23 protein-coding genes and 1 pseudogene are annotated in these 23075 nt (G+C 29.7%); 4 read left to right on the top strand and 20 right to left on the bottom strand.

Going from position 1 to position 23075, the window contains the following annotated elements:
- The first annotated feature begins 190 nt into the window (after positions 1–190).
- Together Q0K54_RS08905 and Q0K54_RS08900 are read left to right on the top strand one after the other, a co-directional pair.
- Positions 191–1303 (top strand): tyrosine-type recombinase/integrase, encoded by a 1113-nt coding sequence (locus Q0K54_RS08905; RefSeq protein ID WP_294580300.1) that lies wholly within the window; start codon positions 191–193, stop codon positions 1301–1303.
- A 198-nt stretch (positions 1304–1501) separates the two neighbouring features.
- Positions 1502–2431, top strand: a complete 930-nt coding sequence (locus Q0K54_RS08900; protein WP_294580298.1) for an AEC family transporter — start codon at positions 1502–1504, stop codon at positions 2429–2431.
- A 42-nt stretch (positions 2432–2473) separates the two neighbouring features.
- Here the strand turns inward: Q0K54_RS08900 and groL are convergent, their stop codons facing one another.
- The 10 genes from groL to Q0K54_RS08850 all read right to left on the bottom strand — a co-directional run bounded on the left by groL (position 2474) and on the right by Q0K54_RS08850 (position 12649).
- On the bottom strand, positions 2474–4093 hold the full coding sequence (gene groL / locus Q0K54_RS08895; protein ID WP_294580296.1) for a chaperonin GroEL: 1620 nt from the start codon (positions 4091–4093) through the stop codon (positions 2474–2476).
- Between the two features lie 14 nt (positions 4094–4107).
- Positions 4108–4368 carry a co-chaperone GroES gene (locus Q0K54_RS08890; RefSeq protein ID WP_294580294.1) on the bottom strand — a complete coding sequence of 87 codons (261 nt, stop codon included), beginning with the start codon at positions 4366–4368 and terminating at the stop codon, positions 4108–4110.
- A gap of 113 nt (positions 4369–4481) precedes the next feature.
- Positions 4482–5816, bottom strand: coding sequence for an MATE family efflux transporter (locus Q0K54_RS08885; RefSeq protein WP_294580292.1), 1335 nt, complete (start codon positions 5814–5816; stop codon positions 4482–4484).
- Positions 5817–5866: 50 nt separating this feature from the next.
- On the bottom strand, positions 5867–6862 hold the full coding sequence (locus Q0K54_RS08880; protein ID WP_294580290.1) for a hypothetical protein: 996 nt from the start codon (positions 6860–6862) through the stop codon (positions 5867–5869).
- A gap of 1220 nt (positions 6863–8082) precedes the next feature.
- On the bottom strand, positions 8083–9552 hold the full coding sequence (gene abc-f, locus Q0K54_RS08875; protein ID WP_294580288.1) for a ribosomal protection-like ABC-F family protein: 1470 nt from the start codon (positions 9550–9552) through the stop codon (positions 8083–8085).
- A gap of 224 nt (positions 9553–9776) precedes the next feature.
- Positions 9777–10127, bottom strand: a complete 351-nt coding sequence (locus tag Q0K54_RS08870; protein ID WP_294580286.1) for a hypothetical protein — start codon at positions 10125–10127, stop codon at positions 9777–9779.
- A 65-nt stretch (positions 10128–10192) separates the two neighbouring features.
- Positions 10193–11185 (bottom strand): ROK family protein, encoded by a 993-nt coding sequence (locus tag Q0K54_RS08865; protein WP_294580283.1) that lies wholly within the window; start codon positions 11183–11185, stop codon positions 10193–10195.
- Positions 11186–11803, bottom strand: coding sequence for a PTS sugar transporter subunit IIB (locus tag Q0K54_RS08860; RefSeq protein ID WP_294580281.1), 618 nt, complete (start codon positions 11801–11803; stop codon positions 11186–11188).
- A gap of 43 nt (positions 11804–11846) precedes the next feature.
- Positions 11847–12311: a GNAT family N-acetyltransferase gene (locus Q0K54_RS08855; RefSeq protein ID WP_294580279.1), complete on the bottom strand. Its 465-nt coding sequence runs from the start codon at positions 12309–12311 to the stop codon at positions 11847–11849.
- 215 nt (positions 12312–12526) lie between these two features.
- Entirely contained in the window at positions 12527–12649 is a 123-nt protein-coding gene (locus tag Q0K54_RS08850; protein ID WP_294580277.1) for a hypothetical protein, read from the bottom strand.
- A gap of 214 nt (positions 12650–12863) precedes the next feature.
- Between Q0K54_RS08850 and Q0K54_RS08845 the strand changes: the two genes are divergently transcribed.
- Positions 12864–13487, top strand: coding sequence for a LexA family transcriptional regulator (locus Q0K54_RS08845; protein WP_294580275.1), 624 nt, complete (start codon positions 12864–12866; stop codon positions 13485–13487).
- A gap of 71 nt (positions 13488–13558) precedes the next feature.
- Here the strand turns inward: Q0K54_RS08845 and Q0K54_RS08840 are convergent, their stop codons facing one another.
- The 4 genes from Q0K54_RS08840 to Q0K54_RS08825 all read right to left on the bottom strand — a co-directional run bounded on the left by Q0K54_RS08840 (position 13559) and on the right by Q0K54_RS08825 (position 16282).
- Positions 13559–14347 carry an HAD family hydrolase gene (locus Q0K54_RS08840; protein WP_294580273.1) on the bottom strand — a complete coding sequence of 263 codons (789 nt, stop codon included), beginning with the start codon at positions 14345–14347 and terminating at the stop codon, positions 13559–13561.
- An 18-nt stretch (positions 14348–14365) separates the two neighbouring features.
- On the bottom strand, positions 14366–14824 hold the full coding sequence (gene bcp, locus Q0K54_RS08835; protein ID WP_294580270.1) for a thioredoxin-dependent thiol peroxidase: 459 nt from the start codon (positions 14822–14824) through the stop codon (positions 14366–14368).
- Between the two features lie 18 nt (positions 14825–14842).
- A complete protein-coding gene (locus Q0K54_RS08830; protein ID WP_294580268.1) occupies positions 14843–15511 on the bottom strand; it encodes an MBL fold metallo-hydrolase in 669 nt (222 codons plus the stop codon).
- A 120-nt stretch (positions 15512–15631) separates the two neighbouring features.
- Positions 15632–16282 carry an HAD family phosphatase gene (locus Q0K54_RS08825; RefSeq protein WP_294580267.1) on the bottom strand — a complete coding sequence of 217 codons (651 nt, stop codon included), beginning with the start codon at positions 16280–16282 and terminating at the stop codon, positions 15632–15634.
- A gap of 146 nt (positions 16283–16428) precedes the next feature.
- Between Q0K54_RS08825 and Q0K54_RS08820 the strand changes: the two genes are divergently transcribed.
- Positions 16429–17016, top strand: coding sequence for a hypothetical protein (locus Q0K54_RS08820; RefSeq protein WP_294580265.1), 588 nt, complete (start codon positions 16429–16431; stop codon positions 17014–17016).
- Here Q0K54_RS08820 and Q0K54_RS08815 read toward each other — a convergent pair.
- The 6 genes and pseudogenes from Q0K54_RS08815 to Q0K54_RS08790 form a co-directional block, all read right to left on the bottom strand.
- Complete coding sequence (locus Q0K54_RS08815; protein WP_294580263.1) at positions 17013–18374, bottom strand: MATE family efflux transporter; 1362 nt, start codon at positions 18372–18374, stop codon at positions 17013–17015. The genes Q0K54_RS08820 and Q0K54_RS08815 overlap by 4 nt on opposite strands.
- Before the next feature lie 96 nt (positions 18375–18470).
- Positions 18471–19618: pseudogene (locus tag Q0K54_RS08810) on the bottom strand (LarC family nickel insertion protein).
- A 14-nt stretch (positions 19619–19632) separates the two neighbouring features.
- Positions 19633–20028: a DUF3842 family protein gene (locus Q0K54_RS08805; protein ID WP_294580261.1), complete on the bottom strand. Its 396-nt coding sequence runs from the start codon at positions 20026–20028 to the stop codon at positions 19633–19635.
- 63 nt (positions 20029–20091) lie between these two features.
- On the bottom strand, positions 20092–20697 hold the full coding sequence (locus Q0K54_RS08800) for a biosynthetic peptidoglycan transglycosylase (RefSeq protein WP_294580259.1): 606 nt from the start codon (positions 20695–20697) through the stop codon (positions 20092–20094).
- A gap of 310 nt (positions 20698–21007) precedes the next feature.
- On the bottom strand, positions 21008–21430 hold the full coding sequence (locus Q0K54_RS08795; protein ID WP_294580256.1) for a MarR family winged helix-turn-helix transcriptional regulator: 423 nt from the start codon (positions 21428–21430) through the stop codon (positions 21008–21010).
- A 245-nt stretch (positions 21431–21675) separates the two neighbouring features.
- Positions 21676–23016 (bottom strand): PLP-dependent aminotransferase family protein, encoded by a 1341-nt coding sequence (locus Q0K54_RS08790; RefSeq protein WP_294580254.1) that lies wholly within the window; start codon positions 23014–23016, stop codon positions 21676–21678.
- Between the last annotated feature and the right edge of the window lie 59 nt (positions 23017–23075).

The following is a 23075-nucleotide window of genomic DNA, read 5'->3' as shown; positions in this document are numbered from 1 at the left end:
AAAAATAAACCACCCTACGCCAATAGGATGGTTTACGCAATGGTCCCCGTAGAGATACCATCGCTAAATTAAAAGTGATACGCCAATATCACTTAATATAAAAGACTCTCTCAAAAGTCCTTTTACGTACTCAATTTTACCATAAGAGCACGTTCAAGGCAAATGACAATTGAAAGGACGTGTTTTTATTATGGCTAGAAAGCAAACGTTTAGACGTAGACCAAACCAAGCCGGTACTGTAGTAAAACTGTCTGGTAAAAGAAGAAGACCTTTCTGCGCTAAAATAACAACCGGTTATGACTTACTAACAGGTAATCAGGTGCAGAAAAGTATCGGTACATTTGAAACTTGGCAAGAAGCTGATGATGCCTTAACACTTTATAGATTGACAAACAAAAAGACCATAACCGACAAAGAAGCAAGTGCCCTTGCTCCAGATACTTTCCAAAAATTAGTTGATCAGCGTGAAAAGAACCTTCCTACATTTAAAGAAATCTTTGATATTATATATGAAAAAGATTTATCAAAGCTATCTAAATCTTCACAAGTTGGGTATAAGGCCTGGATTAAGCGTTTTAAATCACTTTACAATAGAAAAATATCACAGATAACTCTTGCCGATCTGCAGGAAATATTTGACCGGGATAAAGCGGGGCATGGTACGAAGGCCCATATGAAAGTATTGTGTTCGAAGATATTCGAGTATGCAGTAATACATCAATATATAAGCAGGGATAATAACTACGTCGAATATATAAAATGTGGAGATGCGGTAGAATCCAAAAAGCATTATGCTTTTAGCAATGAAGAAATATTGACTTTAATAGAAGAAGGCAGCGATATTGCAAAAATCGTACTTATTTATATCTATACTGGTCTTAGAGCTAGTGAACTGTTAAACCTGGACAGAAAAGCAATATATCTGGAAAACGATCCACCGTACATGGTCGCTGGATCTAAAACGAAAGCTGGAAAAAATCGGATAATTCCTATCCACCCTTTTATTCAAGAAGATGTAAAACGATTGTTAACGTGCAAGAAGAAAAGACTAATAGATTTTAGCTATCAAAATTTTAAGGCTAAAAAATTTTATGTATTAATGGACAAACTTAATATGCAGCATACGATGCACGATACCCGCGATACATTTGCGACGTTATGTCAAACATATAGCGTAGATGTCTTTGCAAGAAAACGAATATTAGGACACAAATTCAAGGACCTAACATTCGATACTTACACAGATACTGTTATCGAAGATTTGTACAACGAAATCATAAAAATCAAGGCTCCCTCACCTTGATTTTTTTTGTTACTTATTTGTTACTTACGAGGTACAATTTAGGACTTTTTATTGGTCAAAAGTCTTTATTTTATGCTAATTTTATTAATAAAATGTTTCATTTTTTGAAATATAATGTTGCTTTTTTTAAAGCTATGCTAAGATTTTACCAGATTTAACAATTATTTAACATTTAGTTGACATATCTGGAGGGGAATAATGGAACTTAGTATATTATTAATGCAACAAATTCTTGAACTTTTTATTATGATTTTCTTTGGTTTTCTATTAGTCAAAACCAAAATTCTAACAACAGAAAATAGTAAAGTTATTTCAATGTTAGTTTTATATGTTGCTTCACCTTGTGCAATTCTAACTTCTTTTGCAATTGAATTCACACCTGATAAATTAGTTGGTTTAGGGCTATCGTTTTTAGGAGCAATAATAGTTCATATTATTTATATTCCTTTAGCTAATATTTTATCAAAGATATTTGGGTTTGCCCCAATTGAAAAAGCAACAATTATTTATTCCAATTCCGGGAATTTAATCATTCCTTTAGTTGGTGCTATATTAGGTCAAGAGTGGGTCTTATATACCAGTGGTTATATGGTAGTTCAAACTATTTTATTGTGGACGCATGCAAAAAGTTTAGTATGTAATGAAAAAAATTATGATTTAAAGAAGATTATTTTAAACATTAATGTTTTAGCTATTATTTTAGGTATCTGCTTATTTTTATTCCAATTACAGTTACCTGCTTTGGTTTTAGACACCTTTGATACTGTTGGTGGAATGATTGGTCCTTTGGCGATGATCGTTATTGGAATGCTTATTGGTGAAATGAACTTTAAAAATATTTTTAGTGAAAAAAGAACTTATTTAGTAGCTATAATGCGATTAATCGTTTTCCCATTAATTACGATTTTAGTTTTAAAATTAACTGGATTAACAACATTAACGCCTGATGCTTCACAAATCTTTTTGATTACTGTTTTAGCCGCCAGTGCTCCAGCCGCTGCTACTATTACCCAATTTGCTCAGCTTTATAACAAACATCCTGGTTATGCCAGTGTCATGAATACTATGTCAGTAATTTTTAGTGCAGTCACCATGCCATTAATGGTAATTATATATCAATTACTATAAACAAAAAGGATTGACTTTTAAAGTCAATCCTAATTTATTTTATTAATACATTCCACCCATTGCTGGACTAGCAGCTGCTGGTTCTTCTGATTTTAATTCAGCAACTCCAGCTTCAGTTGTAATAAACAATGCTGAAATACTTGCTGCATTTAATAAAGCGCTACGAGCAACTTTAGTTGGATCGATAATTCCTTTATCAAACATATCAACCCATTCACCATTTTTAGCATCAAATCCGATATTTTTATCAGCGCTCTTTTGAGCATCAACAATATCTTCACAGTTATATCCAGCATTTTCAGCAATTTGACTAATTGGTGCTAACAATGCTTCCATTACGATGTTAATACCTTTTTGAACATCAACATTATCATTTTTAAGAACTGGTTTTAATTCTTTATAAGCTTCAACTAGGCAAGCTCCACCACCAATTACAACACCTTCAGCTACAGCAGCTTTAGTGGCATTTAAAGCATCTTCAATTCTTAATTTCTTTTCTTTCAATTCGCTTTCAGTTGTAGCTCCAACTTTGATTGTAGCAACACCATTAGTTAATTTACCAAGTCTTTCTTGGAATTGTTTTTTATCATGTTCATTATCAGCTGAAGCGATACGTGTTTTAATTTCATCAATACGTGCTTTTAATTCAGCGTTGTTTTCGTTACCACCAATCATTGTAGTACTATCTTTATCAACGATTACTTTTTTAATTCTACCTAATTCATTTAATTGAAGATCTTCCAATTTCATATTTAAATCTTTATTGTAGAATTTAGCATTAGTTAATGCGGCAATATCTTGTAACATTTCTTTTTGGTTATCACCAAATCCAGGAGCTTTAGTAGCTACGACATTGAATGTACCACGTAATTTATTCAATACTAATGTTGAAACTACTTCGTTTTCATAATCATCAGCAATGATCAATAATGGTTGATTTGTTTTCAATACTTGTTCAAGTACTGGTAAGATTTCTTGAAGATTATTGATTTTTGAATTAGTTACTAATACATAAGGATTTTCTAATTCTACATTCATTTTTTCACGATCAGAAACCATATATGGAGATACATATCCTTTATCATATTGCATACCTTCGCTGATCTCTAGTTCATTATCAAATCCGCTGCTTTCATCAACATTGATAATTCCATCGCGTCCTACTTTATCCATTGCTTCAGCAATTAAGTTACCAATTTCTTCGCTACCAGCAGAAATTGTAGCAACACTGGCAACATCACTGCTAGTTTCTACTTTACGTGAATTCTTTAAAATTGTTTTAGCTACTTCTTTACTAGCATACTCAATACCTTCACGCATTAATACTGGGTTACATCCTTTGTCAACAGCTTTCATACCATTAACGATCATATTACGAGCTAAGATAGTAGCAGTTGTAGTACCATCACCAGCTACATCATTAGTATTATTAGCTACTTCATATACTAATTTAGCACCCATATTTTCAAATTTATCTTCTAATTCAATTTCTTTTGCAATACTAACACCATCATTAGTAATTAATGGTGAACCATAACTTCTTTCCAATACAACATTACGACCTTTTGGTCCTAAAGTAATACAAACAGCATCAGCTAATGTATTGACCCCTTTTAACATTGCTTTACGAGCATCACTTGAAAATCTAACTTCCTTTGCCATCTTCAATTACCTCCTTAAGCTATACAAGCTAAAATATCTTTTTCTTCGATTACAATATATTCAACATCATCAACTTTAATATTAGTTCCTGAATATTCTTTATAAACTACTTTATCATTTTCTTTAATATCAGCTTTACAATCAGGACCTAATGCAACAACTTTAGCAACACCTGGTTCCTTTTTAGTTTCAGTTGTCAAAATAATTCCACTTGATGTTTTATTTTCTACTTCTTCTTTTTTTAAAATAACATTGTTATGCAATGGCTTAATCATCTAAATCACTCCTTTATCTTTTAGCACTTGCTACACCCTTGTGCTAAAAATTATTATATTCTTTTTTAGCACTTTGTCAATACAAGTGCTAAACTTTTTTCAAAATATTTAAATTAATCTTTGATCCAATCAACTTTATAATAATAAACTAATAAAATAATGGTACTTAAAACCCAAGATACTGGCCATCCTAAATTAACATAAACAATATTATGGAATAACCTTACGGTAATCATAACCCACAAGACTCTAAAAAGACACCAGCAGCCAATTAATACGATCATCGGAATCTTAGTTTTACCTACCCCTCTTAAAATACCACAGATTGCTTGCGATAAAGTTAAAAATATGTAACCAGGAACTAAACACTTCATCATAATTAAACCATAATTAATTACTTCCGTATTTGATGAGAAAAAATGTAATAAATATGGTGTCGTAAAAATAATTCCAACACTTAAAACTACAATAATCCCACAACTGATCAAGATACCGGTTCTAGCACCCTTTTTAATCCTTTGGTAATTATTAGCTCCTTTATTTTGACCTACAAAAGTAGTCAAAGCCATTGACATACTTATTACTGGTAGAATTACAAAACCATCAATTTTAGTATAAGAACCACTACCAGCCATGGCATAAGCTCCAAAAACATTAATATTAGTTTGCATAATAATATTAGAAAAAGAAACTACAGCATTTTGTAAAGCACTAGGTAAACCAATTTCAATCGTTCGTTTTAAAAAATTCCAATAAAATCTAATTTTTCTTGGCTGTAAACGATAAATTTCCACAGTAGTAATTAAAATATAAATTGATAAAATAGCACTAGCCACTTGAGCAATTGAGGTAGCTATTGCCACCCCAGCAATACCCATTTTAAAAACAATTACAAACAACAAATCTAAGACAACATTAATAAATGATGAAACAATTAAAAAATAAAGCGGATGTCTAGAATCACCAACTGCTCGTAAAATACCGCTGACCATATTATAAATAATTAAACCAGATACCCCCAGAAAATAAAGTCTAAGATAAACAATGCTTTGATTAATTACTGATGGATCAACTTTAACCAAAGTAAGAATACTTGGCGTAAAAATGATTCCAACTATTGTAGCAAATAAACTAAAAACAATTCCTAGTGCCATAGCTGTATGAACACTACAGAAAACTCCTTGACGATCTTGACCACCATAATAATTGGAAATCAAGACTCCAGATCCTAAAGATAAGCCAGTAAAAAAGCTCACCAACATGTCAATAATTGGCCCACTTGAATTTACAGCAGCTAAAGCCTGATCACCAATAAAATTACCTACAACAACACTATCAACTGTATTATAAAGTTGTTGAAACAAATTACCTATTAATAGTGGAATAGCAAAAATAACTAATTGCTTCCAAATATTTCCTTTAATCATTAAACCGTTATTTTTTCCCATTATTTTCCTTCCCTTCATCTTAAATAAAAAATCTAGTATTTAAACTAGATTTAAAGATTAATTAAATAAACATTTCCCTGCCAAGATATTCTAATCTTTTTACTTTCATTAACTACCTCATCACTAACTTCAAAAAGATAATGAATTATAGCGCTTTGATTATTTTTTATCGTAATTGATGTAGCATTCTGTAAATTACTATGATTATCATCTTCGTATACTACAGTTGCCGGATATGAATTACTATTAACATCAAGCAATCTGGCTGTGATAACATTACCAGCATTAATATCATTACCACTAATATTATTAATCACAACACTAAAATCAACTAAACTATTACTTTCTTGTTGGACTGTATAAGTATTATACAGTCCAGCAGGACTAGCCGGACGCAATTCTTTAATTATATTAGCTCCAGTTAAAGTAACATCCGCATAACCATCCAAATTAATAACTTCACCCATATTTTTAGTCTCATAATTATTATTAGTTTTATTAACTTCAAATTTCAAAGAAGCACAGACTGGGCTTATCTCTTGTTTGTCTGAATCTTGCTTTTGATTACTTAATTCAAATTCAATTTCTTTTTGTAAAGATTTTTCTGGCATCTCAGCATAATAATGAATCTTTTTAGTAGATCCAGCCGACAATAAGTCACTATCAGAAAGTATAGTACCATCATCATTCAATGATAAAACAGCCGCTTTGTAGTTAGTATCCTCAGTAATAAATAAACCCGAAAAAGAACTATTAAGATGAATATCCTGATCAGTAGTATTAGTCATCCATAATATTAAATCGACTAAATAATTATTTTCATCAGCTGGTCCAAAATAAGTATATGAATCACCAATCACATCTGGTGTAATCTGTTTAGTAGTATCAATTGCTTCAATTTTAAACCTAATAACATCTGCCAAATTATTATCACTATTCCATTCAATATCAATATTTTTTACAGTATCACTAGTATCATTTTTGTTACAAGCAGTAATCGTAAAAACCACTGTAAATATCAGCAAAATTTTAATCAGTTTTCTCATCGCAGACGCACTCCTTACTTAAAAACTCCCCTAAATATAATTATACTACAAATCAAGTAAAAATAAATAAAAACAACAACTTTTGAAAGCCGCTTGAAATCACGATTTTTTTGATATATATTTAAGACAGATAAAAGGAAGAGTTCTAAAAAACAAATCCAAAAATCATAAATAATTAAATTATTTCTAACAACAATAATAAAAGAAATAATCAAAACAATTGAATATAAAAGCTAATAAAATTATTAATAAGTGATTAACCAGTAATCATCATAATAACAAATACTAGTCTACTAAACATTCAAAAAGCTGGTTCAAAGATTAATAATTAAAACTAATCTATTAAAATTGATCAGAAAGTTGAAAATAGAGATTAAGGAATTAGTTATTAAAAAGCTTGATAATCAAAATTGATTTACTTAATGAAGATCAAAAATCAGGTTAGTAATCAAGTAAAGATTATTAAAGATATGAATTAATAATTAAAAAGCTGATTAACTTAATGAAGATTAAGATCAAGTTAGTAATCAAGCAAAGATTATTAAAGATATGAATTAATAATTAAAAAAGCTGATTAACTTAATGAAGATCAAAATCAGGTTAGTAATCAAGTGAAGATTATTAAAGAAATGAACTAATAATTAAAAAGCTGATTTACTTAATGAAAATCAAAATCAGATTAGTAATCGAGCAAAGATTATTAAAGAGATGAATTAATAATTAGAAAGTTGATTAATTGATAGAAATCAGTAATTGAGTTAATTAAAGCAAAAAGTAATTATTAAATTAATGATGATAAACGAACTGAATTAATCATGAGTGATAATTTAATTAGAAAAAGTTAAAATCATTATGATAGTAAAAGTTTTGATATATATAATAATTTGATTATAAAATTGGATTTGGAAAATGGATTGATTCCAAAAATTCATCAAGAGTAATTTTAAAATAGAGTTATTCGATTAATAATTTAAATTGTTTTCTACAAAATACCAAATAATCTAAATAATAATAAGATGAACGAGACATCAATTCAAATTTAGAACGAATCCTTTTTAATGAAAGAACCGATTGATAACATGTGGGTTTTGAAGTAAGGTATGAATGTTGCGTAGATTATAAAAATAAAAAGTTATCAAAAGGTTCTATATAGCAAAAAGAATTATGGCTGAGTAAACCATAATTCTTTTTTGTACTCTACAATAATTATTTAAAATAATCTATAATTTTACTTCTTTAGTTTTAATTTGACTACAAAAATATTGATCATGTTCAACAAATAAAATAGTAGGCTGATATTTAAGCAACATCTCTTGAATTTGAATTCTTGTAAAGATATCAAGATAATTTAACGGCTCATCCATAATATAAAGATGAGCTGGTGTACTAAGGCATTTGGCCAACATCACTTTCTTTTTTTGTCCTTTACTATATGTGCTTAGATCCTGATTAAATAATTCGCGTGAAAAATCCATTTTTCTTAAAATCGTTTTAAAAAGACTAGGATCCAATTGATTTTCGTCGATATATTTTGATAATGAACCAGAAAGACCATCTTGTTGTGGCAAATAAGATATTTTTAAATTGCTTGCTATTTTAATATTACCTTGATAATTATCATTTTCTGCTAAAAGCAATTTAATTATACTAGTCTTTCCACTACCATTTTGGCCAGAGAGATTAATACGATCACCTTGATTAATTGTAAAACTAATGTGTTCTAGAATTTGGCGATTTCCATAATAAAGAGAAACATCATTTAAACTACATAACTGTTTTTTAGGATAAGCCAAACAATTAATTTTTAGTGATTCAATCACTTCAATATTCTTTAGTAACTGCTTTTTTTCTTCCACTGCTCTTTGCTGACGACGGGCTACATTTTTAGAACGTTGCATCATTTTAGCTGCTTTATGCCCAATATAACCTTTATCTGGTTTTAATCCCGATATTCGAGTATTCTTACTTTTTTCGACTTTATCAGACCATAAGCTATTTTGTTTTGAGGCTTCTTTTAATCGTTTAATTTCTTTGGTCAGTTTTTCATTTTGCTTCAATTCTAAGTTATCTTGATCATTTTTTTGTTGATACCAGGTGGTAAAATTACCTTTGATTATTTCAACATCATTACGATTTATAGCTAAAATATGATCTACACAATTATCAATGAAATTTCGGTCATGACTTACTAAAATAAAACTGCGTTTTCTTTTTAAATAATTACTTAAAGCTATTCGCCCTGATAAATCTAAATGATTAGTTGGTTCATCAATTAATAATAAATCGTGATTTTTTAAAAATAATGCTGCCAGCATTACTTTAGTTTGTTCACCATTAGACAAAGTACTAAAAGGCCTTTCCAATACATCTTCATTCACTTCTAAAAGTGATAATTCTCTTTCTATCTCCCATCGTTCAAAATCTCCGATTTGATTGATGATACTAATCGTTATCTGATTTGGATCTTTAATATGATATGGAAAATAATCAAATACAAATCCAGGTGTAATATAACCTTGATAAGAATATTTATTTTGTAGCAGTTCTAACAAAGTTGTTTTCCCTTTACCATTACAACCAATTAAACCCAGTTTCCAATTAGTATCGATTTGAAAACTTATATTATTAAATAATTCTTCAATTTGATTATCATATCTAAATGTTAAATTTTTTATTTCTAATAACGACATTTATATCCCCTCCAAGTTAAAAGGCTACAAGAAAATATATTCTTGTAGCCTAAAAAATCTTAGAAAAGATAAACTTGATTAAGATATGATAATAAAGGATATATTTTCTTGCGCACAAAAACAGTAAATAACTTACTGCAAATAAATTTTTAGCAAGAAAATTTATACATCCTTCCACCTCATTTCTCTATCATCATATCAAATATTTATTTTTTTGCAATCATTTATTGGTACTTTTCATTAATTGTATCAATAAAGCACTCTAAAGCATTAACTTTTTCATCAAAATAATATAAATTTAAAATATCCTGTCTGTCATAATCATCACGTATCCAATGATATAAAACATTACGTTTATATGGTGTTAAGCTATCTAAATCTAAATTATGATTGGTAACAAATTGTTTAACCTTAATCATCATTTCACCATATTCATCTATCAGACAATCTTGACCATAATTTCTAGCCATATATTCCACATAACCCAAAAACAATTTTTTGAATTGTTCACCATCAATATCTTTAATATACTCACTTAAGCAAATCATTAATAATTCAATATCCTTTTCCAACATAATATCACCACAATCTATTATAAACAAAATCCCTTAGTATTTTCAAATTCCCATTATAAATTCACTTATTTTTCTTTTAAATAATTCATTTTTAACGACTCTTTACAAATATATTGCAACCCATTTAAAACATATTTACTTAAATTAGTTATTTTCACTATTCTTGGCAAATACTTGGCGGGTATCATTGTAGCTAAACAATCATCTAAATCACTGGCTTTTTCTAAATTAGTGCAACTTATAGCTACAATTTCAGGATTAACAATAGCAGTTAAACAAGCCACAATTTTACTCAATAATTCAATTGTACCATCAGGTGTTTGTAGAAGCTTTAGTTGATCTTCATTACTTAAAGGTAAATATTGAACTTCACCGGCACAATTAGTTTTACCCGTTAATAATTGTCCATTAATAACTGTTCCAACCCCACCATAGCCATCTCCAGGCTGAAATAATAAACAAACATTTTGATAACTTTCCTGTGTTAAATAAAACCCTATTGCTGCAACATTGACATCATTACCTAAAATTATCTTTTGATCATATTTATTTTTCAACAGTAAATATAAATCAATATCATTAAAATTTACTAATCCCGTCGATGTCACTTTACCATCATTTATAATTCCAGGAATACTAATCCCAATTACTTTAATATTATCGAATCGTACTAAAACAATATTAATTACATCATAAATATCATTAATTTTTACAACTTTTTTGATTACTTCATCGCTATAAATTATCTCATCAGCTAAATTACTAATTCGATAAATTATGTTAACTCGTCGAAATTCTTTAATAATTGAGATAGTCAAAAAACGACAAAAATCTTTATTTAATGAATAACATTCAGTTATTTTATCATTATCTTTAAGCATCTCCTTTTTTACTTTATTATCATCAATTAATTCTTGCAAAATATTGTCCACTGTCGTAAGAGTCAAAGATGAAGCCAATGCCAATTGATTTTTGGTGCACAACTCCCGTTCCATAAAAACCGCTAATATTTTATCACGATTTTGGTCTCTTAAATTCCGAGTATCTTTCATATTCATTTAGCTTTCCTCCTTGCTTTGATTCCAGTCATAAACTAATTTTAAGGCTCCAGAAAAATCATTGGTAGCAAAAATCTTAGTTGGAATTACCATAACTTCCTTATCCGGTAATCTTCTTTTAGCTTGAGGTAACATATAAGCCACTTGTGGAGCTAACAAAATGATATCATATTCCCCAGCACGTTCAAATAAACACGAATATCCAGTGGCTTCAATTTTATATGGAAAGCTTTCTAAATCAGCTAATTCTTGCATTTGACAGGCAAACAAAGTGGTCGTTAATCCCCCACTGCAACACAATAAAACTTGAACCATTGGTCGACTGGTTGCCTCTTTGGCGCAGTTGAGCATTTCTTTAAACAATTCAATGGCATGATTCATATAAGTTAACTGAAAATGAAGATAAAAAATCTTCTTATTAGTTAACCGGTCAGTCAATTCTTCTTCGAATATTCCATTTCCATAAAAAATAATCTTTCCCTCTACGATTGTATTTTTAATAATTATTATCTTATCATCATCTTGATCTTTTATAATTTCTACATCATGATCATTATTTTGTAGCAAGATCCATTTCATATAAATAGCTGCATTTATTTCTTGTAAAAACTCATCCATGATCATCCCTCCCAATCTCTAGCCAATATATGTGACCAGTAAGTTAACCATCATTTCCATCTATATACTTAATCATATACCTATCTTTAAACTCAAAACCACATTTTTGATATAATTTTAAGGCTTCTTTTGAAGAATTAAGACATACAACATTACACCTAGGTTGTGCTAATTCTAATAATTGCCTTATTAACATGGTCCCAATTCCTTGATGTCGATAGTTTTCATCAATATAAACATTAGTTATTTGGCCCATAATTCCCTTTGAATTAATATTTGAAGGAATTACATCATAAAAATAAATGGTTCCTGAACCAATTAGTTCCCTATTTTTATAACATAATAATGTGATCAAAGAATGGTCATTAAGTTTGTTAAGATAAAAGCGTCTAATATTTTTTATTGTTTCTAACTCTATTTTCTGATTTGAAAACATCTCTAGATCACGGACTCTAATTTTCACTAATAAATCGATATTTTCTTTTTTAGCCTGGTAAAATTCAATCATTACTGCCACCTCTTTTATTCCATTTTACCAAAATGATTGTTATAACGCGGATTTTTTCTAATTTAGATTAAAAAAAAATCAGTCAGTGACTGATTTTGCTTGAGCATTTGAATTATCAATATACTGTTTATCATATTCAACAATATGATTATCATAATCTAATTCATCTTTTACTTTAGAATCAGATTCTTTTTTCATTAAGATTCACCTCAAAATTATAATAAAATTAAATCTAACAAATAACCACTTAAACTAGCTATTGTTGACCCCAAAATTACTATTCCCGTTAAAATAGTTAATATACCACGACCACTTAAATTTAATTCTTTCTTCTCCATTGTAAATCCCCCTTAAAGTTTCTTACCATTCATCTTTTATCTATCATTACATTAAATGTATCTTTTTAAGACACTTTTAATATAAACCCATTTTTATTGTTTGTCAACAAAAATATCTTTTTAAGACACTTTATCTTTTTTTATCTTGCATAGCAAGTAAATAAATAGTAAAATTAAGACACAAGATAATTAAAGAAAGGAATGGTAAAAAACGATGATGACTGGTGAAAGAATAAAAAAACTAAGAAAAGAACATAAAATGACCCAGGAACAATTAGGAAACTTATTAGGGGTTAAAAAATCGGCTGTTGCCAAATATGAAAATAACCGGGTTTCTAACTTAAAAAAAGAAACGATTCAAAAATTATCTGAAATTTTTAATGTTTCCCCTTCGTATTTTTTAGGATTTGAAACTGATAATCAGCCATTAGTAAGTGATTCCCTCGTTATTCCTTTATATAATGATGTCAGCTGTGGAACCGGGATGTTCGTGGATGATAATATTGATGAATATATTTCGCTGCCAGAATCACTATTATCCCCTCATAAAGAATATTTCTGTCAATACGCTAATGGTGATAGTATGATTGATGAAAATATCAATCCTGGTGATTTGATCGTTTTTGAAAAAATCAATCATTTAAGAAATGGTGATATTGGATGTTTCACGATTGAAGATAATGTTGCTACATGTAAGAAATTTTACCGTGATAATAGTAATCAATGTATTATCTTACAACCGGCTAATCCGGAATATTCTCCAATTGTCATCAATCAAGAAAACCAAGCTGGTTTTAAAATTATCGGTAAACTTTCTTTAGTTATCAATAAGCGCTAAAATTCAACTATAACAATACCAGGAGTACATTTATATGCTGTACTCCTGGTATTTATTAAACAGACTTAATTTTATAAGCCCAATACTTCTTTAATTTTTACTATTACTCCTTGTTCATCATTAGAAAGAGTTATTCCATAGGCGATTTCTTTAATTGGGTCAACAGCATTGGCCATAGCATAACCATATTTAACCTGCTGCAATAATTCATAATCGTTCATTTGATCACCAAAAGCCATACATTCATCTGGTTCAATTTCATAAATAGCCTGTAAAAAACGCATTCCAATACCTTTATTGATTTCTTTGTTATGAATATCCATCCAGATATTTCCAGCCGTTACTATTTTTACTTCTTCAGGTAAGCGAGGTTTTACTAGCGCTAATTTTTCTTCAATCTTACCTTCGGGATCATTAATTGATATTTTCATAATTTCATCATCAATTTGATCATATGAAGAAACAAATTGATAATTACAATAATGAAGCTTAACCAAACTTTCATAGCTTTTATTTTTGTCTAAAATATAAGCTCCTTTACGACCGCACATAATTACTGGCAGTTGTGGATGATCCTGCAAAACAGCAATGATCTGATTTACATTGGCATTGGAAATGGTATTATGATATAGCTCAGTAGCTCCTTTAGCAATATAACAGCCATTTTCAGCAATAAAATACATCTGATCACTGAGCGGTAAAAATTTTTGATATAAACGATAATACTGATTCCCGCTGGCAATAACAAATTTTATTCCTCTTTCTTTTAATTGATAAAAAATATCGATGAATTCTGGACTAAACTGTTTATTAGAATCTAAAAACGTTCCATCCATATCGGTAGCAATTAATTTAATCATTTTTTCCTCCAAATTCAATTAATCAGTTAATTCCTGTAACATTTTGTTTCCATCTTCGGCAGCTTTAACCTTACCAAAAGCTTTAATAATTGTCCCTTGTTCATCAATTAAATAAGTAGTTCTGACAACACCCATAAATTCACGCCCATACATCTTTTTTAATTTCCAAACATCATAAGCTTTTAAAACTTCAAGTTCTGGATCAGCTAAAATAGTAAATGGCAATTGATACTTTTGAGCAAATTTATCATGTGATTTAACACTATCCTTACTAATACCAATAACTACAGCATTCTTAGCTTCGATATTCAGATAGTTTTCAGCATAATTACAGGCCTGTTTAGTACAACCTGGTGTATTATCCTTACTATAAAAATATAGGATTACTTTTTTCCCTTTAAATTGACTTAAACTTACTTCCTGACCATTTTGATCTAATAATGTAAAATCTGGCGCCTTAGTTCCTACTTCTAACATTTTAAATTCCTCCACTTCTTAATAATAAAATGAAACATGTTTTCCATCATATTGACAACATGGCATCGTTGGATGCTTAGTTCCTTTTAATTTATTAGCTTTTAATAACTTGGCATCATCTAAACAATACTTAATATATTCATTGGACAATGGATATTGATGATGACTAGGCAAAATAGTTTCAATATCATCTTGATAACTTAAAAGTTTCTGTAAACTTTGAAAATATAAATCTAAGTTACGATGACTTCCAAACATATAAATAGGACCAATTTGAACACTATCACCTGGTAACAGCAGCTTTTTATTTCGTTCTAATAAAGCAATGCTGCCATAAGTATGTCCAGGTATAGAAATGACCTCAAAGTGATAATTACCGATTATGATTTTATCACCATCTAATAAATCATTAAATTGGATCTCGTCTTTAATCAATGAACGATCATCTGGATGGAGATAACATTGATCAAAGTATTTTAAGTTTCCACTATGATCTAAATCACCATGAGTTAAAACCACTTTAAGGGGTAAATCGGTAATTTCTTTGGCCTTTAAGACAAAATCACTATCACTAAAACCAGTATCAATTAAAAGAGCCTGATCTTCTTGAACAATCAAAAATGCTCTTACGCGATTATCATCAATAATATATAAATCATCAAAAAATTTAGTTACTGTACTTTCCATAATCTCACCTGCTTTACAACAATTTTATTTTATCTCATTTAACTAAAATGTAAAGTAAGATATAATTCTCTATATAAAAATACGATTTATCTTACTTAGACAAATCATATTCATTTATAACTATTTATTATCTTCTAAATAATCAATTACATCATGTAACGATTTGACAATTTTTGTTGTTTTTTCTTGATATGCTGGTTCTGGATATTTCATATCAGGAACACAAATAACATCAATATTACCATTATAAGCCGCTAAAATACCGGCTTCACTATCTTCAAGTACTAAAGCCTCTTGTGGAGTTACTCCTAATTTTTGACAAGCTGTTAAAAAGATTTCTGGATTTGGTTTGCCATGAGCAACTTCATCACCACAGATACTATCATCAAAATATTCAGTAATTGCAGCGTTTTTTAATATCTGATCAACTCGAATGCGAGCACTGCTTGTAGCTACTATTGTTTTGTAATTATTATTTTTTAGATATTTTAATAAATCAATTAATCCATCTTTTAAAGGCACTTCTTTAGCTAAACGTTCATCGATCCAAACATGAACATCATCCCATACTTCTGTCATTGGAAAATCATCACCGAAATGATCAATAAAAACCTGACAGATTCCGGCTTTATTTTTTCCTAAACATAATCGATATGTATCTTCATCGAAAGTTAAATTCAAAGTTGCTAACTTACGGCAATATTCTTCATAAGTTACTCGCTCACTATCAATCATTAATCCGTCCATATCAAATATTACTGCTTTTTTCATTTGTTTTATATCTCCTTGTCTAATTCTTTATCAAAAGTATAGCAGTTAGCTACTTTTATCGCAATAAAATGCCATTTCAAATTATGAAAATAATTGCTTATATGCTATAATATTTGATAACAATATTATTACAGATGAGGATTAAAATGAAAGAGACATATAGTAAAAACTATTTTGAAAAATATGCTGCTTTGACACTAGCTAAAATTTTAAGTATTAACAGTAAGCAAATTATCCAGGACGATCGACCCGATTTAAGAATCGAAACTCTTAATTATGGTATTGAGGTTACTCAGGCTTTAACACCTGAAGAAGCAGTTGCCGATATTAAAAAGCCTCTTTATGCGATTTTAAAAATCAACCCTTTTGATCATCTGGAAGCTGATTTAGAATTTGTGATGCAAAAAATTGAAAATGCCATTAATCGTAAAGAAAAAAAGAGCAAAAATTATCAACGTTATGATCATAATGCTCTCTATATTTTTTCTCATTGTCATAATTTACCAGAAAGTATGTTGTTAGATTTTTTTAAATCTCATTCAATGGTTAATAGTTTTTATGATCATGTATTTATTAACTGTGTTGATCATATTTATGAATATGATTGTCAAAATGATACTATCCAGCAATTTTACTATCAAAAAGATGAATTAATAACAATGAATGATATAGCTTTGGATTTTGAAAAACATTGTCAAAAACCTCGGCGTAAAATTATTATTAAAGCGAGTTAATGCTCGCTTTCAATTCGATATTTCCAGTTTCCTTTTAAAAATCTTCGTGCTAATAAAAAACAACGAGTCACATTATCAGCTACCATCATGATCCAAACCGCTTCAATTCCTTGAGTAAAGATATTAATCATCAACCAAGAACCAAAAACTCTAATTCCCCACATCGTAAATAGTGAAAAAGTAAATGGTGCTTTGGTATCCCCCATTCCATTAAAGGTTCCTTCTAGAATAATTAAAATTCCATAAATTGGTTCTGAAACCGAAACAATTCTTAAAACACGTGCTCCTAAACGAATAACTTCCGGATCAGGAGTAAAAATCCCCATTAAACTTTCAGCAAAGACAAATAATGCAATTGCACAAACAATCATCAATGACATTGTAATAGCACTGATCATATAAGTTATCTCTTTAACTCTCTTTTCGCTTTTTTGACCAATAGCATTACCAACTAAAGTTGAAGCTGCACTTTGGAATCCATAGCCGGGAATATAGAAAGCTTGTTCTGCTTGAATTGCAATCGTATGGGCTGCAAATGGAACTACCCCTAAGCGAGCTATCAATGAAGAAAAAGTAACATGTCCTAAACAAATAACTCCACGTTCTAAAACTACCGGTATACCAATAGTCAAACATTCTTTAAATTCTGAAGGATAAAAATGAAAACCAGTTTGTTTAAAATTAAAATATTCATTTTTATAGTAGCGTCGAAACATCATAATACCACCGGCAACAAATGAAATTGCTGTAGCAATTGCCGCTCCTTCAACACCTAAACCAGCCCCATAAACCGTTATTCCCATAATTTCACGAGTTGGATAAATCAAGAAAAAGTTAATTACAATATTAATTAAATTCATATATAAACTTATTAACATCGGTGTTTTCATATCCTGAACACTGCGTAAAACCGATGATAAAATCAAAACAGTGGATCTAAACAACAATGGAATAGAAATAATCATAAAATACATTGAAGCATCATGGCGGATTGATTTATCACCATTTAACCAGCCGGGTAAAAACGGTGAAACCGTAACACAAATAATCGTTAACAAAATTCCGACAATCAAAGTAAAGAAAATTGCCTGCTGACTAGTTCGCTGGACTTTTTTACGATCATTAGCTCCAGCTGCCTGAGCACAGACTGCCAATATTCCTACTCCAATGGCAATAGCAACACTGGTAACCAGCCAAGTCACTGATGAAGTTAAACCAACAGCAGCCGATGCATTAGCACCTAAAACCCCAACCATCGCGGTATCGACATAGGACACAACTACGTTCATGGCTTCTTGAATTATAGCTGGCCAGGCTAATAAAAGTATTGCTCTAATTTTTGAAGAATAGTTATCCAATTTTTCACCCCCATATAAATTTAGACTTTAGTTTTTATTATACACATTTTTATAAATTCGTAAATAATTTAACGTTTTTCAAAAACAAATCTCTAGCTATTTAACTAGAGATCGATAAATATCTTTAAAAGCTAAGCCCGTAGCCTGAGCAACTCGTTTAACATCCTCAAATTCCGGATAGACAAATTTTTGGCCATCAAAGATAACTTCTTTAGCCATTACTTTACCATAAGGACTATCAATAAATACTTGTTTACGACTTAATATTTTACGCTGTTCGCGACGATAACGCATTCCAATTGTCGTCGTTTCTTTAAAGATAATATTTTGCATTGTTTCTAACTTTTCTTCTTTACACGCAACACTTAAACGATATGCGGGACGATTTTTTTCATATAGATTGGTGTAAAGAAAACATCCAATGCCCCATGTTCAAATAATAATTGTGACGTATAACCTAATACTTCACTGGTAGTATCATCGATATTAGTTTCTAAAACAATGATTTCATCATTATTTTGAACAACACTTCCTAATGAAACTTTGACCATATCTAAGATTTTAACAGTCTGGTTACCAAACCCCCAACCAGTTTGATTGATTTTCATCGCTGGCATTGGTTGAAAGCAATCAGTCAATTCACTAATAATAGCTGCCCCAGTTGGAGTTACCAGTTTTCCCTTAACAGCAATTTGTTGCAAGATAACTGAGCTATCAGCAAAAATTTGAGTAGTTAGTGGTAATGGGATTGGCAAAAAGCTTTTACCAGTATTTTCAAAACCACAACCGTCATTTACAACACTGCTGATAATCTTATCAGGATTAATTTTATCAATTAAGATTGCCACAGCAACTATCAATATCAATGATTCTAAAATATTATTTTTTTTAAATTCTAATTGTTTAACAGCTACATCAGATAACTGACTTTTTGCTTTAGCCATTCGATTAAAAATTTGAATAGCTAATTTTTTGATTGTATCATTAAAATCACTATGATCAAGCAATTTTATAATTGTATCATATTGATAGAGTTGACCACCATCTTCATCTAAAGATATTTCAACAACATTAGCACTAATTCCTTGTTTAGTTTTACGTTCTACCTGCAAGAAACAATCATCTAAATTTAATTTTTTCAATTCCGCTAATAAATAATCAGCATCATCGATTAAATCTAATAATGCACCAACTAGCTTATGACCACTAATACCACAGCTACAATCAATATATAATATTTCCATTACTTTTGACTCCGTTATTTTAATATTGTTACCAATTCTTTAATATATTCTTGAATTGACTTGCTGGCAACTCCTAAAACATGACCAGAACATTTACTAACAGGAATAAAATATTTAGTGGCTTCACTACAGCTGATTGCTTGTGCCATGGCCGGTGAAACCTCTCCATACATTGAATTAGCAAAAACAAAACCGATTGGTCCAATAATTATTTTAGCATTTTTAGCATTATAAATAATGGCGTTTTCACCAGTAGCTACTACATCAGCTCCAGCTTTTTTCATTCGATTAGTAGCGGCGCTATTGGTCCCAATGGCCACAATATAGATATCCGCTAATTCTTTTTTCAAGATTTCAATCACACTGCTGCCAATTCCGCCACCTTGACCATCTATTACTACAACTTCCATTTTTCTACCTACCTTTTTATATCTATAATATTATAACGTCTAAAGTTGACTTTAAGTCAAGTATTATTGATTAATTGTCGATGGATTATTTACACTAGGAGCTTTTAATGTTGCTACTAATTGTTCAGCTTGCTGCTGGTTCAATTGACTTGGTTCAATATGATAATAATAGTTACAGGCAGCTTTAATCCCATAATTACCTTCACCTAAATAAGTAATATTTAGATACATTTCTAAAATTTCATCCTTACTATATTCATCTTCCAACTTCCAGGCAATATACATTTCGGCAAACTTACGATCAAGACTTTTTTCAAACGACAAACAAAGATTTTTAGCCAGCTGTTGCGTAATAGTGCTACCACCTTCTTTAAAAGACCAAGTCACTAGATTAGTTACTAAAGCTCTAGCTAATCCAATATAATCAACCCCATGGTGTGAGTAAAAACGATGATCTTCACTGGCAACAACTAATTCTTTATAAACATCGGCAATATCATCTAAAGCTACATAATCTTCTTTACTTTGAAGCGTTGCTACTCTTTGTTCAATGCTTTCTTCTTCAATAACATCTTCATAAACCTGATATCCTCGATAGGCATAAACGCCAGTAAACACTAAAGTTACTAATATTAAAATTATTATTAAACGAATAATTATCTTTTTCATTTTCTTACCTCTTTTGCCTTTTATATTACTAATATAGCAGTTTATCTATTATTTTACCATTGATATAAATTACATAAACTTACAAAATTGTCATTAATCTAAAAAGAAAAGGTTAAAATCAACCGTAATTAATTTTAACCTTTTCTAAATCTATGTAATAATATTTATTTTGTAGTCTATGTTAGGGGAAGGATTGAAAAAACTATAAAATATCCTGACTACAGTTGTAAGTATAGTTTAAAATTATCGTTATAATTAATCATAATTTTTGAAAAATATATAATGATTTTGGTAAAATATGTCATCGTGATTATAACTTGATATTATCAAACATTTGTTGCAAAACTCGCTCAAATACTTTTAAATCCTGGGGATCAATTCCTTCAAGCAGCTTTTTTTCTAATCGCAACAAATCATCATTGGCTTGTCTGGCAATATCATCAGCTTTTTTGTCTAATACGATCTTTTTTAGTCGGCCATCTTCCTTACAGCTATAACGATGGATATACCCTTCTTTTTCCAATGCCTGCAATAAACCAGTAGCTGTTGATGGGCGTAAATTAAATTCTTCTTCAATATCTTTTTGATACATATCTTCATCTTGATGAGCAGCCAGAAAATGAAGTGTCCGTCCCTGGGCCCCAGGTAAACCAATTTTAGTAATCAATAGATTAATCTGACGTTTGATCTGATTGGCCAATTTACTAATATCGCGACCATAGTTTGTTTTCATTATTGTTCACCATCCTTTAGGAATCTTTAATTATTAAAATAACGACATATTTATCAGTTTTAAAAGCTAACTTTTTTAGTTAACATTTTATCATTAAATTAACTAATTTTAAGTTACTATTAACTCAAGATTAACTACCTAGTTATTATCGATATTAACTTCGTTTCCTAAATATTTAGTTAGTTTTCGGAAAAATTATAAGAAATATCTTAGTTATTGTCAAATTAAAAAAAGGCGATTAAGCCTTAATTATTTGTTAGTTCAAGAACAATTTCATAAAATCGGTTCAAAACAATTTTTAACTCTCCTTCTTCAACTCGCGAAAGACTAAACCGAATACTATTATCATAATTATCACCATAAAAACTGCTTTGATTACTAGCAACATAAATCTTTTCTTGTGCTAATCTTCTGATTAATTTTGTGACATCTATCTTATTATTCAATGTAATTGAACAATAATAACCACATGTTCCAGAAACTAAAGGGACTAAGTTTTGGTCCCAGTGACTAGTAATTTGTTTTATCAAACGTCGTTTTTTTTGGATTTCTTTAGTAATAATTTTCGATTGATATTGATGAATATTACTACGAATATACGCTTCTAATGTGGCTTGTGAAACAAGTGACGGCATATGATATGAATAATAATATGATAATTCACTGATTTGATCCATCACTTCGATAAAATCATCAGGGACAACAGCAATCCCGATTCTAATAAAAGGAATCGTTTTAGTATAACTGCGTAAATAGATACAATGATCTCGATTAGAAAAATAATACAGTGGTAAATATTTAGGAATTTGATCATAATGACTAAAGTAATCGTCTTCAATAATGTAAACATCATATTTGATTGCTAATTCCATGATTTTTTTACGGGTTTGATGATCATAATAAGTTCCTAAAGGATTATGATGACGACAAATAGTATAAAAAAATTTGATCGGTTCTTCTTTAAAAATCCGCTCCAATTCTTTTAAATCAATCCCATGAATATTTCTTTTGATCACCTTAACAGGAACCTGCATCTTTTTTAGATACTTAATATAAAATGAATAGCTCGGTTCTTCAATTAAAATCATATCTTTATGATTAGGAAAAGGACTATTAGTAAAAATAGTTAACATCTGCATAATCCCCTGAATTAGATAAATATTATCAGGTTTAGTATAAATGGCATCTAAAGCTAAATAATCCGGTAATAATTCATTTAAACTATCAACCCCTCTGACAGTGGTATCTAAGGTTTTAAATGAATATAATTCAGCTGCAATGTTTAAGCATTGTTTCATTTCATTGAAGAGATGGGAATTAACCTGAGGATTACCAGTTTCAAGATGATATCCATCTAAGGCTTTAGAATCACTATGAATTCCATCGGCCAAGTAAAAACCACTTTGGGGTTTTGAAAAAATCAGACATTGTTTTTCCAAAGTTTCATAGGCTTTTAAGACTGTCCCTTTACTAACTTGATATTTATTAGCCATGGTTAGTAATGACGGGAGTTTATCACCAGGTAAATATTGTTTATTAGTTATAGCTGTTTTAATATCAGCAACTATTTTTTCATATTGTTTCATAGCTTTCATTCCTTTACTTTCTATACAATGATTATATCATAAACTGTACTAGTATAGTT

Origin of the sequence: uncultured Thomasclavelia sp. (assembly GCF_944324745.1) — a bacterium.
Taxonomy (GTDB): Bacteria; Bacillota_I; Bacilli_A; order Erysipelotrichales; family Coprobacillaceae; genus Thomasclavelia.
The sequence above is the reverse complement of the archived record's forward strand: the minus strand, read 5'-3'. Positions and strand labels throughout refer to the sequence as shown.